Source organism: Massiliimalia massiliensis, from assembly GCF_900155615.1.
Taxonomy (GTDB): domain Bacteria; phylum Bacillota; class Clostridia; order Oscillospirales; family Ruminococcaceae; genus Massiliimalia; species Massiliimalia massiliensis.
Map to the genome: position 1 here is coordinate 626,393 of NZ_FUHT01000004.1, position 19,670 is coordinate 646,062.

21 protein-coding genes are annotated in these 19,670 nt (G+C 36.7%); 20 read left to right on the forward strand and 1 reads right to left on the reverse strand.

Going from position 1 to position 19,670, the window contains the following annotated elements; translation table 11 throughout:
• Nucleotides 1-14: 14 nt before the first annotated feature.
• The 19 genes from CZ360_RS11570 to CZ360_RS11660 all read left to right on the forward strand — a co-directional run bounded on the left by CZ360_RS11570 (nucleotide 15) and on the right by CZ360_RS11660 (nucleotide 17,925).
• Nucleotides 15-1,199, forward strand: coding sequence for a beta clamp domain-containing protein (locus CZ360_RS11570; RefSeq protein ID WP_077534343.1), 1,185 nt, complete (start codon nucleotides 15-17; stop codon nucleotides 1,197-1,199).
• Between the two features lie 22 nt (nucleotides 1,200-1,221).
• Nucleotides 1,222-2,589 (forward strand): AAA family ATPase, encoded by a 1,368-nt coding sequence (locus CZ360_RS11575; protein WP_077534344.1) that lies wholly within the window; start codon nucleotides 1,222-1,224, stop codon nucleotides 2,587-2,589.
• A gap of 31 nt (nucleotides 2,590-2,620) precedes the next feature.
• Entirely contained in the window at nucleotides 2,621-3,079 is a 459-nt protein-coding gene (locus CZ360_RS11580) for a single-stranded DNA-binding protein (RefSeq protein WP_077534345.1), read from the forward strand.
• Between the two features lie 70 nt (nucleotides 3,080-3,149).
• Nucleotides 3,150-4,685, forward strand: coding sequence for a vWA domain-containing protein (locus CZ360_RS11585; RefSeq protein ID WP_083712057.1), 1,536 nt, complete (start codon nucleotides 3,150-3,152; stop codon nucleotides 4,683-4,685).
• Nucleotides 4,686-5,096: 411 nt separating this feature from the next.
• Entirely contained in the window at nucleotides 5,097-5,921 is an 825-nt protein-coding gene (locus tag CZ360_RS11590; protein WP_077534347.1) for a Fic family protein, read from the forward strand.
• 281 nt (nucleotides 5,922-6,202) lie between these two features.
• Entirely contained in the window at nucleotides 6,203-7,471 is a 1,269-nt protein-coding gene (locus CZ360_RS11595; protein ID WP_077534348.1) for a Mov34/MPN/PAD-1 family protein, read from the forward strand.
• A complete protein-coding gene (locus CZ360_RS11600) occupies nucleotides 7,468-8,244 on the forward strand; it encodes a ThiF family adenylyltransferase (RefSeq protein WP_077534349.1) in 777 nt (258 codons plus the stop codon). Before CZ360_RS11595 ends, CZ360_RS11600 begins: the two co-directional genes overlap by 4 nt.
• A 19-nt stretch (nucleotides 8,245-8,263) precedes the next feature.
• Complete coding sequence (locus CZ360_RS11605; protein WP_077534350.1) at nucleotides 8,264-8,482, forward strand: hypothetical protein; 219 nt, start codon at nucleotides 8,264-8,266, stop codon at nucleotides 8,480-8,482.
• On the forward strand, nucleotides 8,482-8,907 hold the full coding sequence (locus tag CZ360_RS11610; protein ID WP_077534351.1) for a hypothetical protein: 426 nt from the start codon (nucleotides 8,482-8,484) through the stop codon (nucleotides 8,905-8,907). The genes CZ360_RS11605 and CZ360_RS11610 overlap by 1 nt, the downstream gene beginning before the upstream one ends.
• Nucleotides 8,908-8,916: 9 nt before the next feature.
• Complete coding sequence (locus tag CZ360_RS11615) at nucleotides 8,917-10,287, forward strand: DUF6094 domain-containing protein (protein ID WP_077534352.1); 1,371 nt, start codon at nucleotides 8,917-8,919, stop codon at nucleotides 10,285-10,287.
• A gap of 23 nt (nucleotides 10,288-10,310) precedes the next feature.
• Nucleotides 10,311-10,856, forward strand: coding sequence for a hypothetical protein (locus CZ360_RS11620; RefSeq protein ID WP_143530237.1), 546 nt, complete (start codon nucleotides 10,311-10,313; stop codon nucleotides 10,854-10,856).
• Entirely contained in the window at nucleotides 10,841-11,155 is a 315-nt protein-coding gene (locus CZ360_RS11625) for a hypothetical protein (protein WP_143530238.1), read from the forward strand. The genes CZ360_RS11620 and CZ360_RS11625 overlap by 16 nt, the downstream gene beginning before the upstream one ends.
• A gap of 11 nt (nucleotides 11,156-11,166) precedes the next feature.
• Nucleotides 11,167-11,733, forward strand: coding sequence for a hypothetical protein (locus CZ360_RS11630; RefSeq protein ID WP_077534355.1), 567 nt, complete (start codon nucleotides 11,167-11,169; stop codon nucleotides 11,731-11,733).
• Nucleotides 11,730-12,398, forward strand: coding sequence for a hypothetical protein (locus CZ360_RS11635; RefSeq protein WP_077534356.1), 669 nt, complete (start codon nucleotides 11,730-11,732; stop codon nucleotides 12,396-12,398). The genes CZ360_RS11630 and CZ360_RS11635 overlap by 4 nt, the downstream gene beginning before the upstream one ends.
• Nucleotides 12,399-12,401: 3 nt before the next feature.
• A complete protein-coding gene (locus tag CZ360_RS11640; RefSeq protein ID WP_077534357.1) occupies nucleotides 12,402-13,214 on the forward strand; it encodes a Rad52/Rad22 family DNA repair protein in 813 nt (270 codons plus the stop codon).
• 71 nt (nucleotides 13,215-13,285) lie between these two features.
• Nucleotides 13,286-13,936, forward strand: coding sequence for a hypothetical protein (locus CZ360_RS11645; protein ID WP_077534358.1), 651 nt, complete (start codon nucleotides 13,286-13,288; stop codon nucleotides 13,934-13,936).
• Nucleotides 13,937-13,947: 11 nt separating this feature from the next.
• Nucleotides 13,948-15,762, forward strand: a complete 1,815-nt coding sequence (locus tag CZ360_RS11650; protein WP_077534359.1) for an AAA family ATPase — start codon at nucleotides 13,948-13,950, stop codon at nucleotides 15,760-15,762.
• Nucleotide 15,763: 1 nt separating this feature from the next.
• The gene (locus CZ360_RS11655; protein WP_077534360.1) at nucleotides 15,764-16,906 is read left to right on the forward strand and encodes a DUF3854 domain-containing protein; all 1,143 of its coding nucleotides are present in this window, start codon (nucleotides 15,764-15,766) and stop codon (nucleotides 16,904-16,906) included.
• Nucleotides 16,907-16,944: 38 nt separating this feature from the next.
• Entirely contained in the window at nucleotides 16,945-17,925 is a 981-nt protein-coding gene (locus tag CZ360_RS11660; protein WP_077534361.1) for a DUF6744 family protein, read from the forward strand.
• Between the two features lie 348 nt (nucleotides 17,926-18,273).
• Here the strand turns inward: CZ360_RS11660 and CZ360_RS11665 are convergent, their stop codons facing one another.
• On the reverse strand, nucleotides 18,274-18,966 hold the full coding sequence (locus tag CZ360_RS11665) for a hypothetical protein (RefSeq protein ID WP_077534362.1): 693 nt from the start codon (nucleotides 18,964-18,966) through the stop codon (nucleotides 18,274-18,276).
• Nucleotides 18,967-19,114: 148 nt separating this feature from the next.
• On the opposite strand from CZ360_RS11665, the gene CZ360_RS11670 reads away from it, so the two are divergent.
• Nucleotides 19,115-19,657 carry a DNA-3-methyladenine glycosylase gene (locus tag CZ360_RS11670; protein WP_159438273.1) on the forward strand — a complete coding sequence of 181 codons (543 nt, stop codon included), beginning with the start codon at nucleotides 19,115-19,117 and terminating at the stop codon, nucleotides 19,655-19,657.
• The last annotated feature ends 13 nt before the right edge of the window (nucleotides 19,658-19,670 follow it).

The window sequence follows — 19,670 nt, forward strand, 5'->3', positions numbered from 1 at the left end:
GGAGAAAAGCAAAAATGAAATTTTCTGTTGAACGCCAGACTATACTGGAAGCTGTGCAAACAGTTTCAAAAGTAATATCCAAACGGAATCTGACAATTCCGGAAATCGGTGGAATTTTGATAAATGTCAATGAAAACAGCGGTTTGGTTACCTTGACTGGTACAGATATTCGGACATATATTCAAAGACGGCTAAATCAATGCCATATTGAAGAAGGAGGAGCTATTATAGCACCTGTATGTATATCGGATATGATAAAGCTGGCAACCGGTGAAATTGTAATATTTGAAACAAAACAAGATACTTTAAAAATTATATCAGGAACAGCAATTTATGAAATAGCTTGTATAAACGCTGAAGGATTCCCGAAAATAGGACTTTCCTTTCCTCAGGATACGATCTGTGTCAAAGGACTGAATACTTTAATAAAACGTACATGCTTTGCTATTGATCTACATAATAACGAAGTCGGTAAAGAGTTCATGCATTACATAAAAATCAATTGTTCTGAAGAAGATACTCGGGCACAGGCCACCAATGGCGCATGTGCTGCGGTTTCCCGTTCTCCGCATTGTGCGGACGGAAAGCTGGAAATGATTTTACATGGTAAAGCGATACAGATACTCGATAGCATTGTTGACTCCAATGACGAATTGTTTGTCGGAATTTCAGGCGCTGCCGCTGTATTCATGAAATCAGACCTGATATTTTCAACGTTAATGTTTCAAGGACAATATATTGAGAGTACGAAATTATTGCAAGCGGTTCATCCTGTTTACCGGGCAACTGTAGACGCCAAGGACTTTTATTTTTTATTAGAACATGTAACTGCAATTTTGAGTACGGGCGATGATCCTTGTGTTAATGTGCAGATTAAAAACAATCAGATACTGGCACAAGTGCAGACTATATCAGGAATATCACACTCCTCTGTCCCTGCAATCAATACAATTGAAAGCCCGGAGCAAGGCTTTTATTATCAGCCAAAATTGCTGTTAGGCTGTGTACGGCAATGTTCCGGACCTATGGATTTGTTGTTTGATCAACAGGGGTTTTTGATTATTGAGGCGAACCAAAGCAGATATTTTGTAGGTCCCAGGAGTCCAGTCCATATTTCACAAAAACAGAAATCAGAAAAACAAACAACGAAAAGCAAAAAGAAAGTTGTCAAGCAGTCAACAAAGGAAGTCGCTGCTTGACTGAATCGGAGGATGTAATAATATGCTATATAAAAAAATGAATGCTGTCATTCAAGAGGTAGAGAATTGTCTGGCAGAACGAGAAGAACTAATTCATACGATTGCTCTTGCACTGCTTACCAAAAAAAATCTTTTTGTGGTTGGCAGCCCGGGACAGTCTAAATCACAGGCCATTGATCTTTTTAGGTCACATATAGACGGAGCAAAACAATTCAGCATTTCCATGTGTAAAGAGGTGGATGAAGAAAAACTCTTCGGACGGTTGGATCTGTCCAGTATCATTCCAGGAAATGTTTCCCGATCACGTCTGAATCATGATAGTAAATATCAGGAAATGGCTGAAATGATGAAAAGATTACTGCAGGATTCTGAGAATGATATGGAGAATGAATCTTCACTTTCTGCTGCTGCCGAACTGCAAGACAAAATGGAAAAACGAAGAAAATGTTTGGCGGAGCTTTATGGAGGAACTCCAGAAATCTTAACAACAGATAAGATACCGGAGGCGCATATTTGTTTTTTGGATGAATTGTTTAAAGCTAATGATGGCGTCCTGAACAGTCTGTTGAATGCAACGAACGAACACACTTACACCAATGAAGGTGTTGTGATTGACATTCCGGTTATCAGCTTCTTTTCTGCATCTAATGAGATCCCGAATTTTAATAATCCTGAGGAAAACTCTTTACAGGCATTGTATGACCGCTTTGATTTTAAGGTTAATACCCAGTATGTAAAAGATAAAGAAAACCGGATGAAAATTTTGGATATGAAGCAGAAAAGTATAACAATTTCTAATCAGGCGATAATCGGGCTTGAAGAACTGTATGAAATGCAAACGGAAGTATCTAAAGTCCGGATTCCGGCAAATATCAATGAATTGGCAGATATCATCTTATGCGAACTACGGCGTAAAGATATTCAGGTCAGCGACCGCATCTACTTCAATTATTCTCCGGTTGTACAGGCTGAGGCTTGGCTTGACGGACGCGATACTGTGATTCCGAAAGATTTATCAGCATTAGTTAATTACCTTTGGAATAAGCCGGAGGAATATACAATTATTAAAGAAACGATCCATAGACTGGTTGAGAATCCGTTGGGAGATAAGCTTGATAAATTGCTTGCTAAAGTGTACCAGTATCGGGATGACTTTTTGGGGGCGACAGAAAAGAACCGGGCGTTGTTTACGTTTCGGACAAATTTAGTTTCGGTTTATGATGAAGTAGAAGCCCTAAGGTCTGGATTTTCTGAAGATGACGCTTCTATCGTAGCGATTGAAGGAATGCTCTCTAGGGTAGAATCTGTTAGCAGGCAAATTCACGGGGAAACGAAATTTACATATGTACCATTACAAGAGTTAAAAGAATATCAGGCGTTAACCGCCTAAAATAAGAGAAAAAGAAAGAAGGACGATTGTTATGCTAAATAGAATTACGATGACCGGAAGACTTACCTCTGATCCCGAACTTCGGAAAACGAATGCGGGAATCTCCGTTACAGGCTTTTCGATTGCCAACCAAAGAAATTTTAAAAATGCTGCCGGGGAATTTGACACTGATTTCTTTGATGTAGAGGCATGGAGAACTACGGCTGATTTCATAGTAAATCATTTCTCAAAAGGGTCTATGATAACAGTCGATGGCCGGCTGCAAACTCAAAAGTATCAGGATAAAAACGGAAACAACAGAACGTCCATCAGAATCATCGCTGATAATGTGTATTTTGGGGACAGCAAGAGTAAAACGGAAGAAAAGGCGCCTGTGAACCGCGAAACCGCAGAAGAGTATCATATGAGCGGCAGTTTTGGCGGCTTTGATCCCGGAGATTACGAAGAGCTTAATATTGACAGCGAACTTCCATTTAACCCATTTGCATGAGCATAAAAGCTAAATGAAGTACAAGCAGGCCGATTGCCTGCTTGTACTGATCGATAGAAAGGACTGTAAGATGAAAAAACATTTTAACACAGTAGAACAGGCTAAAAAGTGGCTGACAAATCAAAAACAAGAACTGCCGTCCAGTTCCACCTTACTTCATGCAACAAACTTGTGTAAAATGATTTACGACGAATTTTCGGATACTGGGAAAATATATATTCGGGAAAAAATTTGTCCAAACTATCAATCTTTGGAAGAAGATATTTTCTGTGCGCTTTATTCGCCGATTATTAACCGTAAGGATCAAAAAAATGTTTCTAATTTGGAACGGTATTTAAACAGACCCATTTTAGAAATACTTCTACAAGATGACAGAATGGAACAGTTAAAGCGGTACTGTGAGAATAAGGAACTGCCTTCTTTTGAAACCGCGCAGGAATTTTGCCAAGTTTTACAGGATCAACTGGAACTTAATTCGCCTGAAATTCCAGAACTTAACTTTTTATCTGTGATTGATTTACTGACCGAACAAATCTATTCCCTGTTATGCAGAATCGCTCAAAAGGAGTCTGGAGCAACCCATACGAATGTAAAACAAGTTCTGTTTTTATATGACAAGGTGCGAAACAAAATCTCACAAATCAAAAATCTTCATAAAAAAGTAAACGAAGGCGTCATAAGATACATTGATAGGATCTCTCCTAAAATTGGAATAGCTATTGACGCCGCACTGGAAAAATCGATTGAAACTCATACGATCATAAGTGCATGGGGAAATGAGACAGGTTCGATGATGAATATATCTGTCAATCAGCAACTGATAAAACATGTTAGAAACAGTGAGAAACTTCAGGAAATTGCTAAAACACTCGGAAAGTATCGCAAGATCATTGCGGATAAACGAAAAAACAGTTATGCTTATGGTCTGGGTGAGAAATATGATGTGGTATTTGGCAATGACCTATCGAATTGCTTATCGTCAGAGCTTGCTTTGCTGGGGACAAAAGAAACTGAGCTATTATTTTTAAGAAAATATGATCAAAAGCGACTGGCTCAGTATCGAAGACGTATGGGAACGATCAAAGGAAAAGGAGATATGATTGTCCTGATCGATGAGAGTTCCAGTATCCGGGAAGTGATTAACTGGTCCAAAGCGTTTGCATTAGCTTTGCTTGACATTGCGGCGAAAGAAAAACGAAGATATGCTATGATCCATTTTTCATCTGCCGATCAAATCAAAACAGATCTGTTTGAACCGGGACATTATCATTCAGAAGATGTTTTAAACGCGGCGGAACAATTTTGGGGCGGCGGTACTGATTTTGAAGCGCCGCTGCAAGAAGCTTTAAAACTAATGGAACAGGGATATGAAAATGCTGATCTCACAATTATTACAGACGGCGAATGTGAAATCAGCAATGCTTTTGCTGAACATTTTAGAAATATGTTAGCTCAATACCGTGCTGTAATGACGGGAATTTTATTGGATAAAGGGCAGGATTCCTGCGGGAAATCATTGATTCCTTTTTGCAGTAAAATTTATCATTCTAAAGATCTTATTGAAGATGAAATTGCAATACAAATTTTAAACAGTAAAGTATCATAAAAAAACACGCCGTCTTAATAAAGGCGGCGTGTTAAATATTGAGGGAAACCAGCAACCCCCTCGCTGCTTTCCCTCGAAAAAAGGACAATACAAAGTATAACAGAAAAAATTCATTTGTCAAATTTCGAATAGAACTTTTTTTAAAAAAATCATTTTAAAATCTGAAAATCGGATTTAAAATATTCAATAGCACAGTCTAAGACCGTTCTTAAGACAGTTTGATTTTTGTATCAATGTACTCCAAATCCCATTATGATGGGGTTTTTCAGAGTATAAACAAGAAAGAAAGTCTGAAAGATATGAAAATATATCACGTTGATTTTCCAAATTTGGCACAACAAAAAATTTTTCAAATTTTACAATTTTTTATGTTATAATACCATTATAAGATATGGACACAGGAGGTTCCTTATGGATAAATTAAATGAATTAGTGCAAGCATGGCGGGCGATTGATATTCAAACAACAGCGCAGCTTGATAACGCTCTTGACAGCTTTAGAATTGAATTTGCATACAATAGCGGAAAAATTGAAAACAATCAGGTAACTTACCACGATACAAGGGAAATCTTTGAAAATGGTAAGGTCACCGGATATTCGGGAGAAACCAGAGCTATTTTCGAACAACAAAACCAAAAGCTTTGTTATGAATATCTGAAAAATAAAATTGTAAACAAAGAACCATTGACAATGGATCTGTTGAAAGAAACGCATCGTATTTTAACTGCCGGAACATATGACGAACGCCGTTTTGTTGTGAATCATGAACGCCCCGGAGAATTTAAGAAACACGATTATGTTGTCGGAAGAGACGAAGTGGGCGCCCCGCCTCAAGATGTTGAACAAGAAATCAGTGAACTGCTTCAGGAAGTATCTGAATATTCAGGAGACAACATTTTAGTACTTGCCGCTTATTTTCATTGTAAATTTGAAAGTATCCACCCGTTTGCTGACGGGAACGGACGTACGGGAAGAATGTTGCTGAACTACATCCTAATGACCCACAATTATCCTCCTGTTGTTATCTATAATGAGGATAAGCCCCTTTATGTAGAATGTTTGAACCATTTCGATACTGAGGGCGAAATCAGTGCGATGATAAAGTTTTTGCAGTTTCAGATTACCAAAACATGGCTAAAATACTTTGACAGAACAGAACATGGAAAAAACAGAGGGAAAAAGCTTGACAATTATTTAAGTGATGATGAGTCAAAATCTAAAAACTTCGAAAGATAAAATTCTAAAAATCAATATACAGTATTTGTGTTGACAAATACCACTATATGTTGTATTATTTAATGTATAGCAAAGGTTTGAGAATACAGCTGTTTTCAGCTGAGGTTTGAGTTTTTGGTCGGAATTATCGTGTGAGGATAATTCCGGCCTTTTTTAGTTTATAGGTGAAAAAGAGAATAAATCCAAATGGTAATATCAAGAAAGACCAGCTTTCACTCGTTAGAGTTTAAGCCGGTCTTTTTTGTTTTACAAAATAAATAAAAAAGAAAGGACAAATCAAAATGAGCGAATTTCAAAACAACCCCTTAAATGATTTTTTGGCACAAATGGAGAAGCCAGAATCCAATTCAGTTCCTTTAGAAATTAAAAAAACGGAACAGGAGCTAATATCAGTTGAAAATGATGAACAATCAATAGTTTCTGAAGTTCCACCCCCGATATCGGGACAGCCTGCGATTACGCAAGAAACTGACCCCTTTACAGCTGCACTGCAAGCAGCACAACAGAAAAGTGAAAAAAGAAAGATAGAAGAATTTGCAGAAAAGGAGGCAGTTTTTTCTTATGGAAATGCAAACGATCCTATCACAGACAGGGACAATACTTTTGAGGATCTTCGCCTGAAGTATCAGTCAGATTTTCCGGAATTATCAGATGCTAAAAAGGTGACTTGGACAATGGTCTACGGAAAAATAACAAAATCGATCAATAATCCGGGCAGTGACAAAGTCTATGATTTGAAATCAGAAATAGAAAATTCCAAATCATTTTTAGAGGGAATAAAAAAGGCTAAAAATAATTCTGAAAAAAATCCTGAATGCAAGGTAAAACCTAGAGTTATGGCACAATCCAAAGGGGAAATGCAATTGCCGCAATACAAGGATTATTGCGCTTCAACAGAATTAGCGCACGAAAGCGATAAGCCTATTATTGTTATTCCCTCCCGTAACGGAAAATTATATGAAATGCGAAAGAATCAAATTGGGATATTTACAACTCCGGCAGACAATCTGCCGGAGTTTCCCGAAATGGAAACAGGATTCGAAATGAGATTACCTAAAATACCAATAAGCATTTTGAATGATATCTTGAGCTTTTTTCGCAGTTTGTCAAATGATTTTGCTTCGGAGGGTTTGGCACATATTTTATATGATAAGGTAGAAAAACGTTATTTGGTTAAAATCCCCAAACAGGAGGTTACGAGAGTCAGTGTAAATTGCACTTTAGAAGAATATCCCGATAACTGGATTCATGTTATGGATATTCATTCCCACCATACTATGCCTGCTGTATTTTCCAAGACTGATGACGAAGATGAAAAGGCAACTAGATTGTATGCGGTAGTTGGCCGGATTGATCTTTTATTGCCGGAAATAACGGTTCGTGCAAGCTGCGGCGGAAAGTTTATTCCGGTTCAGGCAACGGATGTTTTTTCGGAGATGAAATTGTATCCAAAAGATTGGAATTCTCAGATTACTTTTAAAGAAGATCATGTGAAGGAACCATTTGTTCAAAATTTATATAACCAATTGAAGCGGAGGCTGAGAAAATGAAATTTTCAAAAACTGCACCAGTAAAAATTATCGTTTTAGGCGCTGGAGGAACAGGAGGATATACCATACCGCATTTATATCGTATCGCCTGTGCCGCTTCCAGAAATATCAGAATTATTATATGTGACGGGGATATCGTTGAAGAAAAAAATTTAATCAGGCAAAATTTTGTAAATCAGGATATCGGACAGAATAAGGCAAAAGTATTGGCAGAGCGTTATGCTTCAGCATTTGGAATTGCCTGCGAATATCGGCCGTCATTTCTTGAAAATGAATATGAACTAAAACAGATGATACAACCGGACTTTGTACGCAGATCATGGTCGAATTCTCTTGAATCCCAAAAAGTGATTTTGCTGGGTTGTGTAGATAACAATCGATCCAGACAGATATGCCATAAGGTGTTTTGTCAGACGGATGATCTCATCTATATTGATTCTGGAAACGGAGAATTTACGGGACAAGTCGTATGCGGGGTACGTCAAAAGGGACGTACGTTATATAAGCCGGTCTGCGCCCTGTATTCACATATGCTTAAGGAAGAGGATAAGCTGCCGTCTGAGTTATCCTGTGCGGAGAGAGCGGTGTCTTCCCCTCAGACTGTAACGGCAAATTTAATTGCGGCAACTGCAATCATATCTTTTTTATATGATCTTTTAATTACCGGAGAATTACAAACAAGATATGTAACTTTTTCTTCGAAGTTAATCAATATGAGAGCTGAAACTATAAAGCCCAGAAAAAAACAGAAAAAGATATCCCAAGTCGCCTGATAAGAAAGGAAATGAAACGATGTTAGAAAGAAAATTTATTTTGTCATCACACACATTAACTGTAAAACACAAAGGAAAAATAAAATTATTTATGGTAGAAGAAATCCTTCCGGATGGCACTCATAAAACGATTATGACCAAAACGTATTTAGGAACTGCTGATATTCCAAAAGATCTTTTAAAAGTATTTGATCTAATTACCAGAAATCCAAATCAGAGAAAAGGGAGAGCAGCATAATGGAACGAGGATATTGGCTTCCGCCAAATTATAAAAATTTATTCGCATATGATGGTTTTTATATTGATTCCAGAGCTGTATATACCAGAAATCAGGATACAGATTGGGAACAATTTTTAGGATTACTCAGTAAAAAAATGAAATATCGAAAAAAATCCTTAATTGAACAATGCGAGTGGAAAATATGCGGAAACGGAAAGTTTCGCTTTGTGGTTTTAGAGGATCAGTATGTCCATGTGATTGCGGAAGATGTCGAAGACTATTTAGCGATTTATGTTATTATCCCTGAAGACTGTAAAATGCCGGGACATGCTAAACGCGCTTTTTCTGGATATGTGAATGCTCTGAAGGATGTGTTAATTGACTTATACGCTGGAAAAGTGAGAAAACGGGTTAATTCCCAACATACAGAATTAGTAGGATGAAAATAAGAAATGTATGATGAGAAGACAAATTATTTTTGCTTAAACGAAATCAATGACTGCGTAGAAATAATTCAGAGCATTCGCAAACAGCTTCCCGAGATCCGTTCAGAATATGAACAGAGTCAAAATGATTTTTCAGTTAAAACTGAACTGAAAAATACTGTTAGGCAACTTGTGCAGACTGTTGCACTGCTAATTCAACTATTAAATGAATACGGAGAAAACTCTTTGGCTGAAACTGCAGTAAGGTTATTGAACAGTTTGAAAAATTTTGACTATTTAGGCACACAGGACTATACACAGTTATGTCTTGCCTTAAAAGCATTTGAAACAATGCTGCCATGTAAGAAAGAGAACGTCAACATGGCAGCTTTAGGAAGACTGGCTAACCGCGTGAAATTGGGATATTATCCAACTGATTTGGAACATGTTGACCGAATTAAAAAGGCGATTTATTTTCCGGCTGAACCAGTCAATCTGATTGATCCTTGTTGTGGAGAAGGAAAAGCCTTGTCGCGGTTTGCTTACGGAACAAATGCTGTTACATACGGAATTGAATTAGATGAGTTGCGCGGAATGAAGGCCCAACAATGTTTAAACCGTGTGGGATTTGGCAGTTATTTTCATTCTCGGATTAGTTATGGGGTTTTTCAGTGCCTTTTTTTGAATCCCCCATATTTATCTGTTCCATCAGAATTTGGTAATAGGAGACTGGAAAAGAGTTTTTTGACAGACAGCTTGAGGTTGCTTGTTAATGATGGATTACTCATTTATATCATTCCTTATTACAGAGCCACTTATGAAATTTGTAAAGTAATTTGTGAAAATTTTTCCCATATCCAAGTTTACAAATTCGTAGGAAAAGAGTTTGAACATTTCCATCAGATTGTCTTTATGGGGACTAAAACACCCAAACGGGAAGCTTCACAAATGGCCATGAGATTGTCAGAATATCTCATATCACCTGACATGCTCCAACCTATTACACAATTGCCGGAATCTGGTTATAAACTTCCGGTACCGAAAAGAACTGTGGAACGGTTTGAAGGAGCAGTGTTTCATGTGGCCGAGTTAGCAGAACAATTAAAAAAATCCAAGAGTATCAATTATTTATTTGATAATAAGGTGCTGGATAATCGAGTGCGTCAGCCCCTTTTACCGTTAAATCTGTCGCAAATAGGTTTAGTAGGAGCCAGCGGTATGATGAACGGATTGATTCAATGTGACACACCGCATATTATTAAAGGCCGAATTGTCAAAGAGAAAAAAACAAAAACCCAATTTGATCCTGGCGATAGGTCAATGGAAGTTACGGAAATTACTTCTAACAAGCTGATTTTTAACATTCTTACATCAAAAGGCTATCGATCAATTGGATGATAAAAAGAAAAGAGGATAAGATTATGTATCAATACCCCCAAAAATTAACAAAATCAGAATCGGACTTTGCAGAGAGACATTACGATGTTATTCATGATTATCTAGTGTCTAATCGTCTCCCGGAAGAGGAATATTATGATGTCGTTATATTTGCTTTTTTATCCAGTGTACAAATCCATTTTCGGCAAGAGGAACTTCGGCAGTATCCATTTATAAAGTTAGCAAAACGGTCTATGGATACAGCTTGTGTTGAGCATATATTGTCAAAACGGAATGAAAAACGCCATGAAAATTTATTTAGTCAATATGACAGCTCATTATTTTATGACAGTATGGAAGATCTCATACCTGATTTTGTTGAATTTTTCAATCCGGATTTGATGTTTCAATCGGGAGAAGAAAATCTTATCGAACTGGAGGATACAGATCAGATATTGATTCAATGTATAGAAACGAATCCGATAGATGAGGATGAAGTTAATTTCTTATATGCTCACTTACCACATTCTGTCAAGACAGCTTTTGATGAACAGTCTGCTATGGAGGGGTTATCATGGAATATAGCTTAGACCGACCTTTATTGATAAAATATCTAAATAATACTGATCCTGCAATCAGCTTAGAACAACAGCTGGAACAATTTCCTGAAGGTGTAAAATATCTTTACTTGTCTGTCGTATGCCCAATCATAAGCGGCTATGATGTAAATACAGGTTCTTTAGATATGGATAAATTTGATTTGGATGATTTAACTGAATTAGAGAGATTCATATCATTAACCGGTGAAAGAAATCAAACGATCCTATATGACATATATTCTAAGCTGAAGCAGGCAGTTCCCGTTTTGTCTGCGGTCGATTTTTTATGAGGCGCACCGGTATGTTTGATAAATATTTTTTTGATGAATATACCAGGCTCTTTGAAATTTTGCGGATAGAAAAAATAGTGTTTGACCATACGGGTGAAGTTATTGACACGCCGATTGATTCTGATTACTTGTTTTCTTTATATTATGAAGCTATGTTATTGATACCCGGTCAAGTTGAGCATGCATATAAGGAAGATTATGATGATTATTTGTGTGTGATTGAGTTTTCAAAAATGGAGGAATTTTATTATCTTTGCAGAAAATGGAGTAAAATGCACGGTGTTCCCTTTAAAAAAAATCCCTTCGTAGTAAATGCTGAAGAATTTGTTAATAATCGGCTGAATTATGTCAGTTACTCTATTGGCTGGAGGTTATGTGCGCCTAAGAAACTAAAGAAAAAGATGCGTTCTGTTCTGCTGATTGAACTGAGTCCGGATTTTTATGAATATGCTGATTTACTGCAAGCTGTGTATGATATTTCTGATTTTTTTGAGAATTCGCTTAAAAACATAAAACTGCAATTAACGGAAGCAGGATTTCATCACAACAATATCATACAGGAAAGGAGCGACTCATGATGGAGAACGAGATTATGATACATTTAAAAAGCACGCAGGAAATTTATGTGGAATTCAGAGAAAACGGAGTTGCCTGTATAAAAAATATTACAATAGATGATTTATTAAACTGTATCAATAAAAGTACCAAAGTCAAACATCAGTTTCAAACAGGCTTATTGCCAAAGAGAACAGTGAGTATGTTATGGGATATGGAGAATAACAGGCGTTTTATTGTAATAGAATATCCGGAAAAAGTTACTGACATTACCTATATGGAAACGACATACAGAAATTTTCCTTTGCCGCGTATTTTGTTTGGCTTTACGGTAGAATCCAGCGGACGAATTTCGGGAGTGGAAATTGGAATTCCGGGTTTGGGAAAACTTTCGCCAAACACTCAAATGTTTACATATCCATTTTCGAATGTCAATGGATTTCATATGTGTGTTGGAATGAATACTATGCCGCATGTTGAATCTCTGCAAAGTCTGCAAAATTTTCCTCAGTTTATTCTATCACTGCCCGATAACGATGATTTTTATAGTGAACGAAACAACCGTCTGGAGCTGGGACATAGGGATCTAATGGAACACTTGCAGGATAAAGACCAGCAGTATTATTATGATCAAATTCTAGTTCCAATGAACGGTAAAACGTTGAAAGACTTTTGTAAGGAGGTCTGAGTTATGACCAGTGAGCAAGTTCAAAGGTTGGAAGAACCATTTGCAGTTCATGAAATTGAATGGCGTGTGATCCAATGTTCAAAAGACGGAACAAAAGGTTTGGTAGCCGCATTTGTCAATTCCCGCGCAATTCAAAACAGGCTGGACAGTGTGATTGGCAGAGAAAATTGGCAAAATAACTTTATCTATATTCCGGGATCTATTTATAATGCTAAAAAAGATAAAGATCTGGGACTCATGTCATGTATCTGTATGATTAGCATCTTTCATGCCGAACGTGAGGAATGGATCTCTAAAAGTGACGGTGCGGGAAATACGGACATTGAACCAATCAAAGGCGGTATTTCAAACGCATTTAAACGAGCAGCCTCTATGTGGGGTGTGGGCCGATACTTATATGAAATGCCTGATATTTGGGTAAATCTGGCAGACGGAAAATTTATTGCTAAAACAGAATGGGCAAAGCTAAAAGCTCATTATAACAATTTCGTGGCTCAATATTCACAGGATAGATCCATAAAAAATCAAATATCCAGTACGAACCAGCCTAACAATACCGCAGCCAATATTCGTTTTTCTCCTAAAACTTCAAATGTCTTACGTATTGAGGATATGAAAGTATTGAATGGATCGTCTGATGATCCGCAAACACAACTTATGCTAAAAATGCCCAATGGAGAAATGATAAAAGGATATATAAAAGGGCATGCACAGCTGCAAAAAGGACAGATGATCTACAATCCTAAACTAACATTTAAAACGGCACCTGAAGTCGGCAACTATTGTATTATTGAGGGCTATCAAATGGCTGCTTAACAATTTATGAAAAACAGCCAGTAATATCTGCCGGATATTTTATATAACAAAAAAGAAAGAAGGATAAAATTATGAAATCCCCAAAATATTCAACCGTATATTATATCGCCGTACTTGCGATCTGTATTTTGGTTATGCTATGTTGGAACGTGATGTCTATTGATCTGATTCCTGCTATTGGAAAATATACACTAATATGTCTTATAGTGGCTGGCGGCAGTTCTCTAATTGCATATTTGCTATATGAATATGAAAATGCAATACAAAAGGACGGGACTGTGATTGTTGAGCAACAGCGTACAGAGATTATAAAATTACAAGAGGAAAGTAAGAGGTTGAAAATCGCTTTAACCGACAAAGCAAATGAAATTAAGCAATTAACAGCAAAGAAAGATATGATGCAAAATCAACAAGAACTCCCGCAATCCGATGAAATGAATTCACTTCGTGAAAGATGTGAAACCGTAGAAAATTTCCGAAATAGTTTTCCGTGTGAGATATCGGATCAATATACGATTTATAATATTATGCGAACAGAATTAAATGTGTCAGCTTTCAGTCGCTGGAAGATTGTAGGACGGTATGAGAATCAATTATGGGAATTAAATGTTTTGAGACCGGATTCACAGTCTTACAAAGAAATGCTTTGTTTGGTTTCAGCAACTAAAGCACCCGGTCAATTACAGGAGTTGGATTTGAGCAAACAATTATTGTGGAATTAAGAGGTGCTATCATGAATCCGATTACCAGTATGAAAATTGTAAGATTGAGCCTCACAAATTTTAGGAATCATTTATCAAATACAGTCTTCTCCTTTGGTAATATCAATTACATATTCGGACATAATGGCACAGGAAAAACTACAATAGCGCATGGGATCACCTATGCGCTATATGGAGTGTCTTATTATGGCGAGCAAAATATAAGCTGTTTGATGAATGAGAATGCTGATCAGGTGGAAGTCAAACTGGAATTCGTTGATCAAAACGAAGAACTTCATACTTTAACACGCGTTCGTAAACAAGATAAAACATCGGTTTTCTTGGATTCCTATACAATTCGGCAAGGTGATCTGGAAAGACTGATCTGTGATAAGGATACTTTTTTAGCTCAGTTTAATCCGTTATATTTAGCGGAAACAATGGGAAATAAAGGCCGGGAATTAGTTGTAAAGCAATTAAAACCCGTATCCTCACAGGAAGTTTTAAGCAAATTGAATCAAACAGATCAGGAATATTTGAAAAATATTGAATTGGAGAGCCGATCACCAGAGGAAATCATCAAAGAATTCCGGAGCATGATCAATCAGACAGAACGAAAAATTGCAGTTTTGGACGGTAATCTTGAAGCTATGCGGGAAACGTTTGAAACGTCAGTAGCCAAATTGTCAGAACTGTATGGTGAAAAACGTGTGATCGAAGAGAAAATGAAAGCGATCAGCCAAAAACAGTATGAAGGGATTGATCTTGATGATTTGGAAGTTCAAAAGAAAATTCTTTCAGAAAAACTAACCCAAGTATCTGATGACACTAATATCAGAATTGCACAGCTTCGTACTAAAAAGGAACAGGTACAACAGCAAAAGTATGTATCGAAATTTGCTCCGGCTATTTTACAGCTGCAGGCAGAGCTGGATATGGCTTTAAAGCAATACAAAACAGTTAACGAGAAATTACAAGATTTATCAGTCGGAACGAAATGTCCTACTTGTTTTACGCAAATAACTGCTCAAAACTTTCCTGCTGTGCAAAAAGGAATTCAAGAAGAATTACAGAAAATTGTGATTCACGGAAAAGACCTGACAGCACAAAAGGCAGAATTAGAACAGATGGATTTGCAGGGGTTACAGATGTTTGAAAACTTTCAGAAAGAAGATATTCAAAAACTGTCAAAACAGATTGAAGAGCTGCAACAAAAACAGCAAACAACGGTCAAGTTTTCTGACATTCAAAACAGGATTAAACAGATTGAGGAACAGCAACGCTGTGGAAATCTTACGGATGATGAGTATTCTGAATTGGTTTCTATGCAGGCTGATTTAACTCATCTTTCAGCGAAAATAGCATCGATTGACACTGAGACTTATGAGAAACGGGTCGACAATCTGTTGAAAGAACAGGAAAAATATGAGGGGCAGATTACCGATTACAAAAATACAATTCATGCCTTAAATGAGTATATTTTTCAGCGGGCTGAACTGGCTGTTCAGGATATTCAAATGACAAATGTCAAAATTAAACTTTTTGATATAGTCCGCACGACCGGAGAGGTAAAAGGTGTATTTAAGTTTACTTACAAAGGACGTGATTTTGAATATCTTTCGCTGTCTGAAAAAATATTGGCGGGAATTGAGATTGCCGGGATGTTAAGGAAAATTACCAAAATAGATTGCCCTCTTTGCATTGATAATACAGAAAGCATTGCCGCCTTTAATCCTGTATCGATGCCATCACAAACAATGCTGATTCGAGTTGTCAAAAATCAACCGCTGGCAGTGAAATATCAAGGAGAAATCAATCCAATCCAAGAATTGCAGAAAGCGGGTTAATATGAGAACAAACTATATTTATATTGACGTAGTAGATGTAGCTTTGATTTGCGGATTGGATATTAAGTGGGATACCATAGAGAGCGATGAAGTACAGGCAAGATGTCCATATTGCGGGGATTATAAATATCGCATGTATATGAGCAGAAAAGCTGAAAACGCAACCTTCTGGTGCCACAACTGTGGCACTGGAGGAAATGCAGTTACTTTGTATGCAGATTTTAATCCGGGTATGAAAAGACTGTCAACCAAACAATCTTTTGCGGAACTAATGCACTTGCCTAATGTACATAGTCATGAGTATTCCACTGGACATACCCCATCGAAAATGGAGCATATCCGACCGGTTCATGAACGAAGTCAAATCTATTTGGAAATGCTGTCGTTACTGCCATTAGAGGATAAGCACTATCAAAATTTAAGATCCCGCGGACTGTCTGATGAAATGATCCGTGGAAATATGTATAAGAGTATTCCTACCAGCAGTAAAGATAGAAAGCGAATCATTTCTCATTTGACATCTCACTTTGATTTATGCAATATGCCGGGATTTTGTACAAAAGAATTTCAATGGCAAATGGCTTGTTGCCAGCATAGCGGATTTTTTATTCCGGTGTGTGACAGATATAATCAGATACAAGGTCTTCAGATTCGATTAGATGAAGCGCCTCCTAAAATTGTTACGTATCCTGACGGACGAAGAGTGAAAAAGAATGGAGATCGCTTTCGTTGGTTTTCTACACGCGGAAATTTCTATCAGAATGGTACCGGAATTTCCAGCTATATTCATATTGTGGGTGACCAAAACTGCGATACGCTTCGAATTACTGAAGGACCGTTAAAAGCTGATGTTGCAAGTTATCTGTCTGGCGGAGAGCTGTTTATTGGTCTAACCGGAGTTCAAAATCTGAAATATTTAGGCGAAATTGTTACACAATTAAATCCAAAACGGATTTTAGAGTGCATTGACATGGATGTTAGGTGTAACCCAGATGTACAGCGCGCTCAGTCAAAAATCCAATCCATTTGTATGCCTCTTTGTGAGGAATACAGAACATTTACATGGCCGCCGGATCAAAAAGGCATTGATGATTGGCTGCTGTTTGAAAAATTAAAACGGGAACGAGGCTATTTTGCAGCTTGAAAGTTGTTTACAATTTGTAGAAAGGATTGAAATTTATTATGAATGCCATGGATCATTATATCGCTGTACAGGAAAAGGCAGAAGGTATTATCGGTAAGTTCTTTTATTACTCTACATCAAATATTTTAATAGAACGAACCAAATTCATTCAGGTTGGTCAGTCTTTTGGATTGCCTAAATTCAAACCTACGAAGGAATCAAAATCCGGTGCCTATCGCAGCGCAACTACCGCAATCAAAGACCGCATTCAGATAAAAGATGGAAACGGAACACACATCTATCGTATATACTGCAGGGACAATAAAAAGGAGGATGCCACTCATATTTACCGTGAACTTGTTAAGGAAACACTCAATTCTAGGACAAATGAATATATGAAATTAGCCAATATTATTTTTGACAAGGAAAATGAAATAGTTTATTGCGATAATGAAGTATATGATGCTGATGTAGATGTTCAGGAATATTGCCGCAGGGCAGTAGAATTATATGGACGTCTCTGTACTTGTTATACTACCAGTCATGTGGAATCGGTCATACAGGATCAACTTGATCGAATGCAGGCAAGCAAAATCAGCATTCATGGAAATTTGTATTTTATTCCTAATCCATATTTATCTCAACTGAATCTACTGGAAGACTATATTGATGCAATCAGCAAGTATAACCTGAATGGTGGATTGGTTATGAGCAACAGTATGTTTGTGGTAGACGATGAACGGCAGCGTCAGAAGATGACAGATGAATTCTATGCAAATTATAAACGGGATATAGAGTTCTACCAAAACAGGGTACAGCATTTTATTGACAGCGGTTGTAATTCTAATGCTGTTATTTCCCGTTGGCTGGAAAAGATCGAGGCACTTCAGCAGAAAAAACAGGTTTATGAAGATGTCCTGAAAAGACAGTTAGATGACTTGAATCATGAATATTCTCTGCTTCAAATGCAGGCTGAAGAACTTCAAGTCAGAAACCGCGAAAAAGTATTAGACGGACAAACATATTTAGACGCGGCCTAATCTGCACACAGCGTACTGAAGAAGATAAAAAGATACTCAAAAGTGGAATTAGCAAGAGTCCATGCATAAGAAACAGACAAACAAAAAAGCTGAAAGGATATACCTTTCAGCTTTTTTGTTTGTCTGTTTCTCATAGTTCGTATTTTCGCTCAAATTTGGAAAATTAAGAGGAATTTGATTAAATGAGAAGAACATGAAATAGAAATACTGAATACGTATCGATAAAAACAGAAATCAAAAATATGTAGATATATTTAGTTTAATATATAACATTGGAATTAAGTTTTATGTGTAGAGAGAAACGATAGTAATGTGTGAATAATATTTAAGAGATATTCACAATCCATTTTATTTATAATTGTTATATTGGTTGGCTGTTTTTATCCAAACAGGGCCTTCCCAATCAAGCGGAGGAATACCATTAAGTTCGTTGCGTAAATTATCTTGAAGTTTTTTATATTTATCATAGTCGTCACATTTGCTCCATGAAGTGTCTCCTAAAGTTAACCCAAAATCTTTCTTGAGAGTCTTCAAAACAAAGCTATCTATTGGAGCATGAAAATATTTATAATTGTTTCGGATAAGATCGGAAATTGTTGCATCCCACCGTATTTCCATTCCATCATAATTAAAAAGTTCTGAAGGAAAATCCGGATTATCTTTGATTAAATGATAAAATAGATAGAGATACTTCATTGTCATATTGACCCATTTTTGTGCATGACCATAAGTAAAAACATGATTGTCCTTGGAACCCGCGATTTTCGTTTCATTATTATAAATATTATGTAGTTTTTCGCAAAGTTCATAGTGCCAGTAATCATAATTTGTGAATTTGCATAATTTTTCAGTAATATAGTCATATATTTCTAGAGTGCACTTTTGTCTAAAGGCTTCTTTCTTTTCTTTATCTTTAATAATCAATACCCTTCTACTTGCATCACAGTAAGCCATATTGATCGCACCTTTTACTGGATCATGCATATTTCCAAAACTCATGTAAAACAAGAGCTCATATGCATTTTTACTTCCTTTGTTCATCTATAACTCATCCTTTTATACATTCTTAATTTTTTATTATATAAAATTTTATTATTTAAATCAAATGTTTGTTTCACAGAAAAGCATGTGATATATTGTAATTAACAAATATCGGGTATAGGATTTCATTTAAGAAAGAGGGATAAAAGTGAAGAAAACTATCAAACAGGATTTTTTCATCAAAGATTCAGTAGTGGTTGCGCAGAAGCTAATTGGAAAGTTTGTTTGCCGAAAAAACGGTGAAACGGAAGAACGATACCAGATAATAGAAACAGAAGCCTATTATCATTGGGAAATCTATGATAATGGAAAATATATTTGCTATGGTGGTGGAAAGACAAAAGAAGAAGCGAAAAAGTTTGTTTCAGCACCTTTGTTTGATAGACCAGGAACTTGGTGTGTTTATGGCGGACAGCTGTTACTATCTGTTACAGACGATAAATATTCTGATAATGTCTTAATTAAAAAAATACAAGATAAAAATGGAAAAGAATATGGTCCAGATAAAATAGCTAAAACACTGCATTTATATAAGAGTAAACCGGAATACTGTCAGTGTCACGGAAAGTATTCACTTTGTGATGATTCTCCTCTATATTTAGTGGATGGAGAGAAAGTTGAGACTGAATCAAAGTCTAGAATTAATGTAAAAGACGAGAAAGAGTATTGTTTTGTAATAAAAAGGGAATAATTTGCCATCTGCC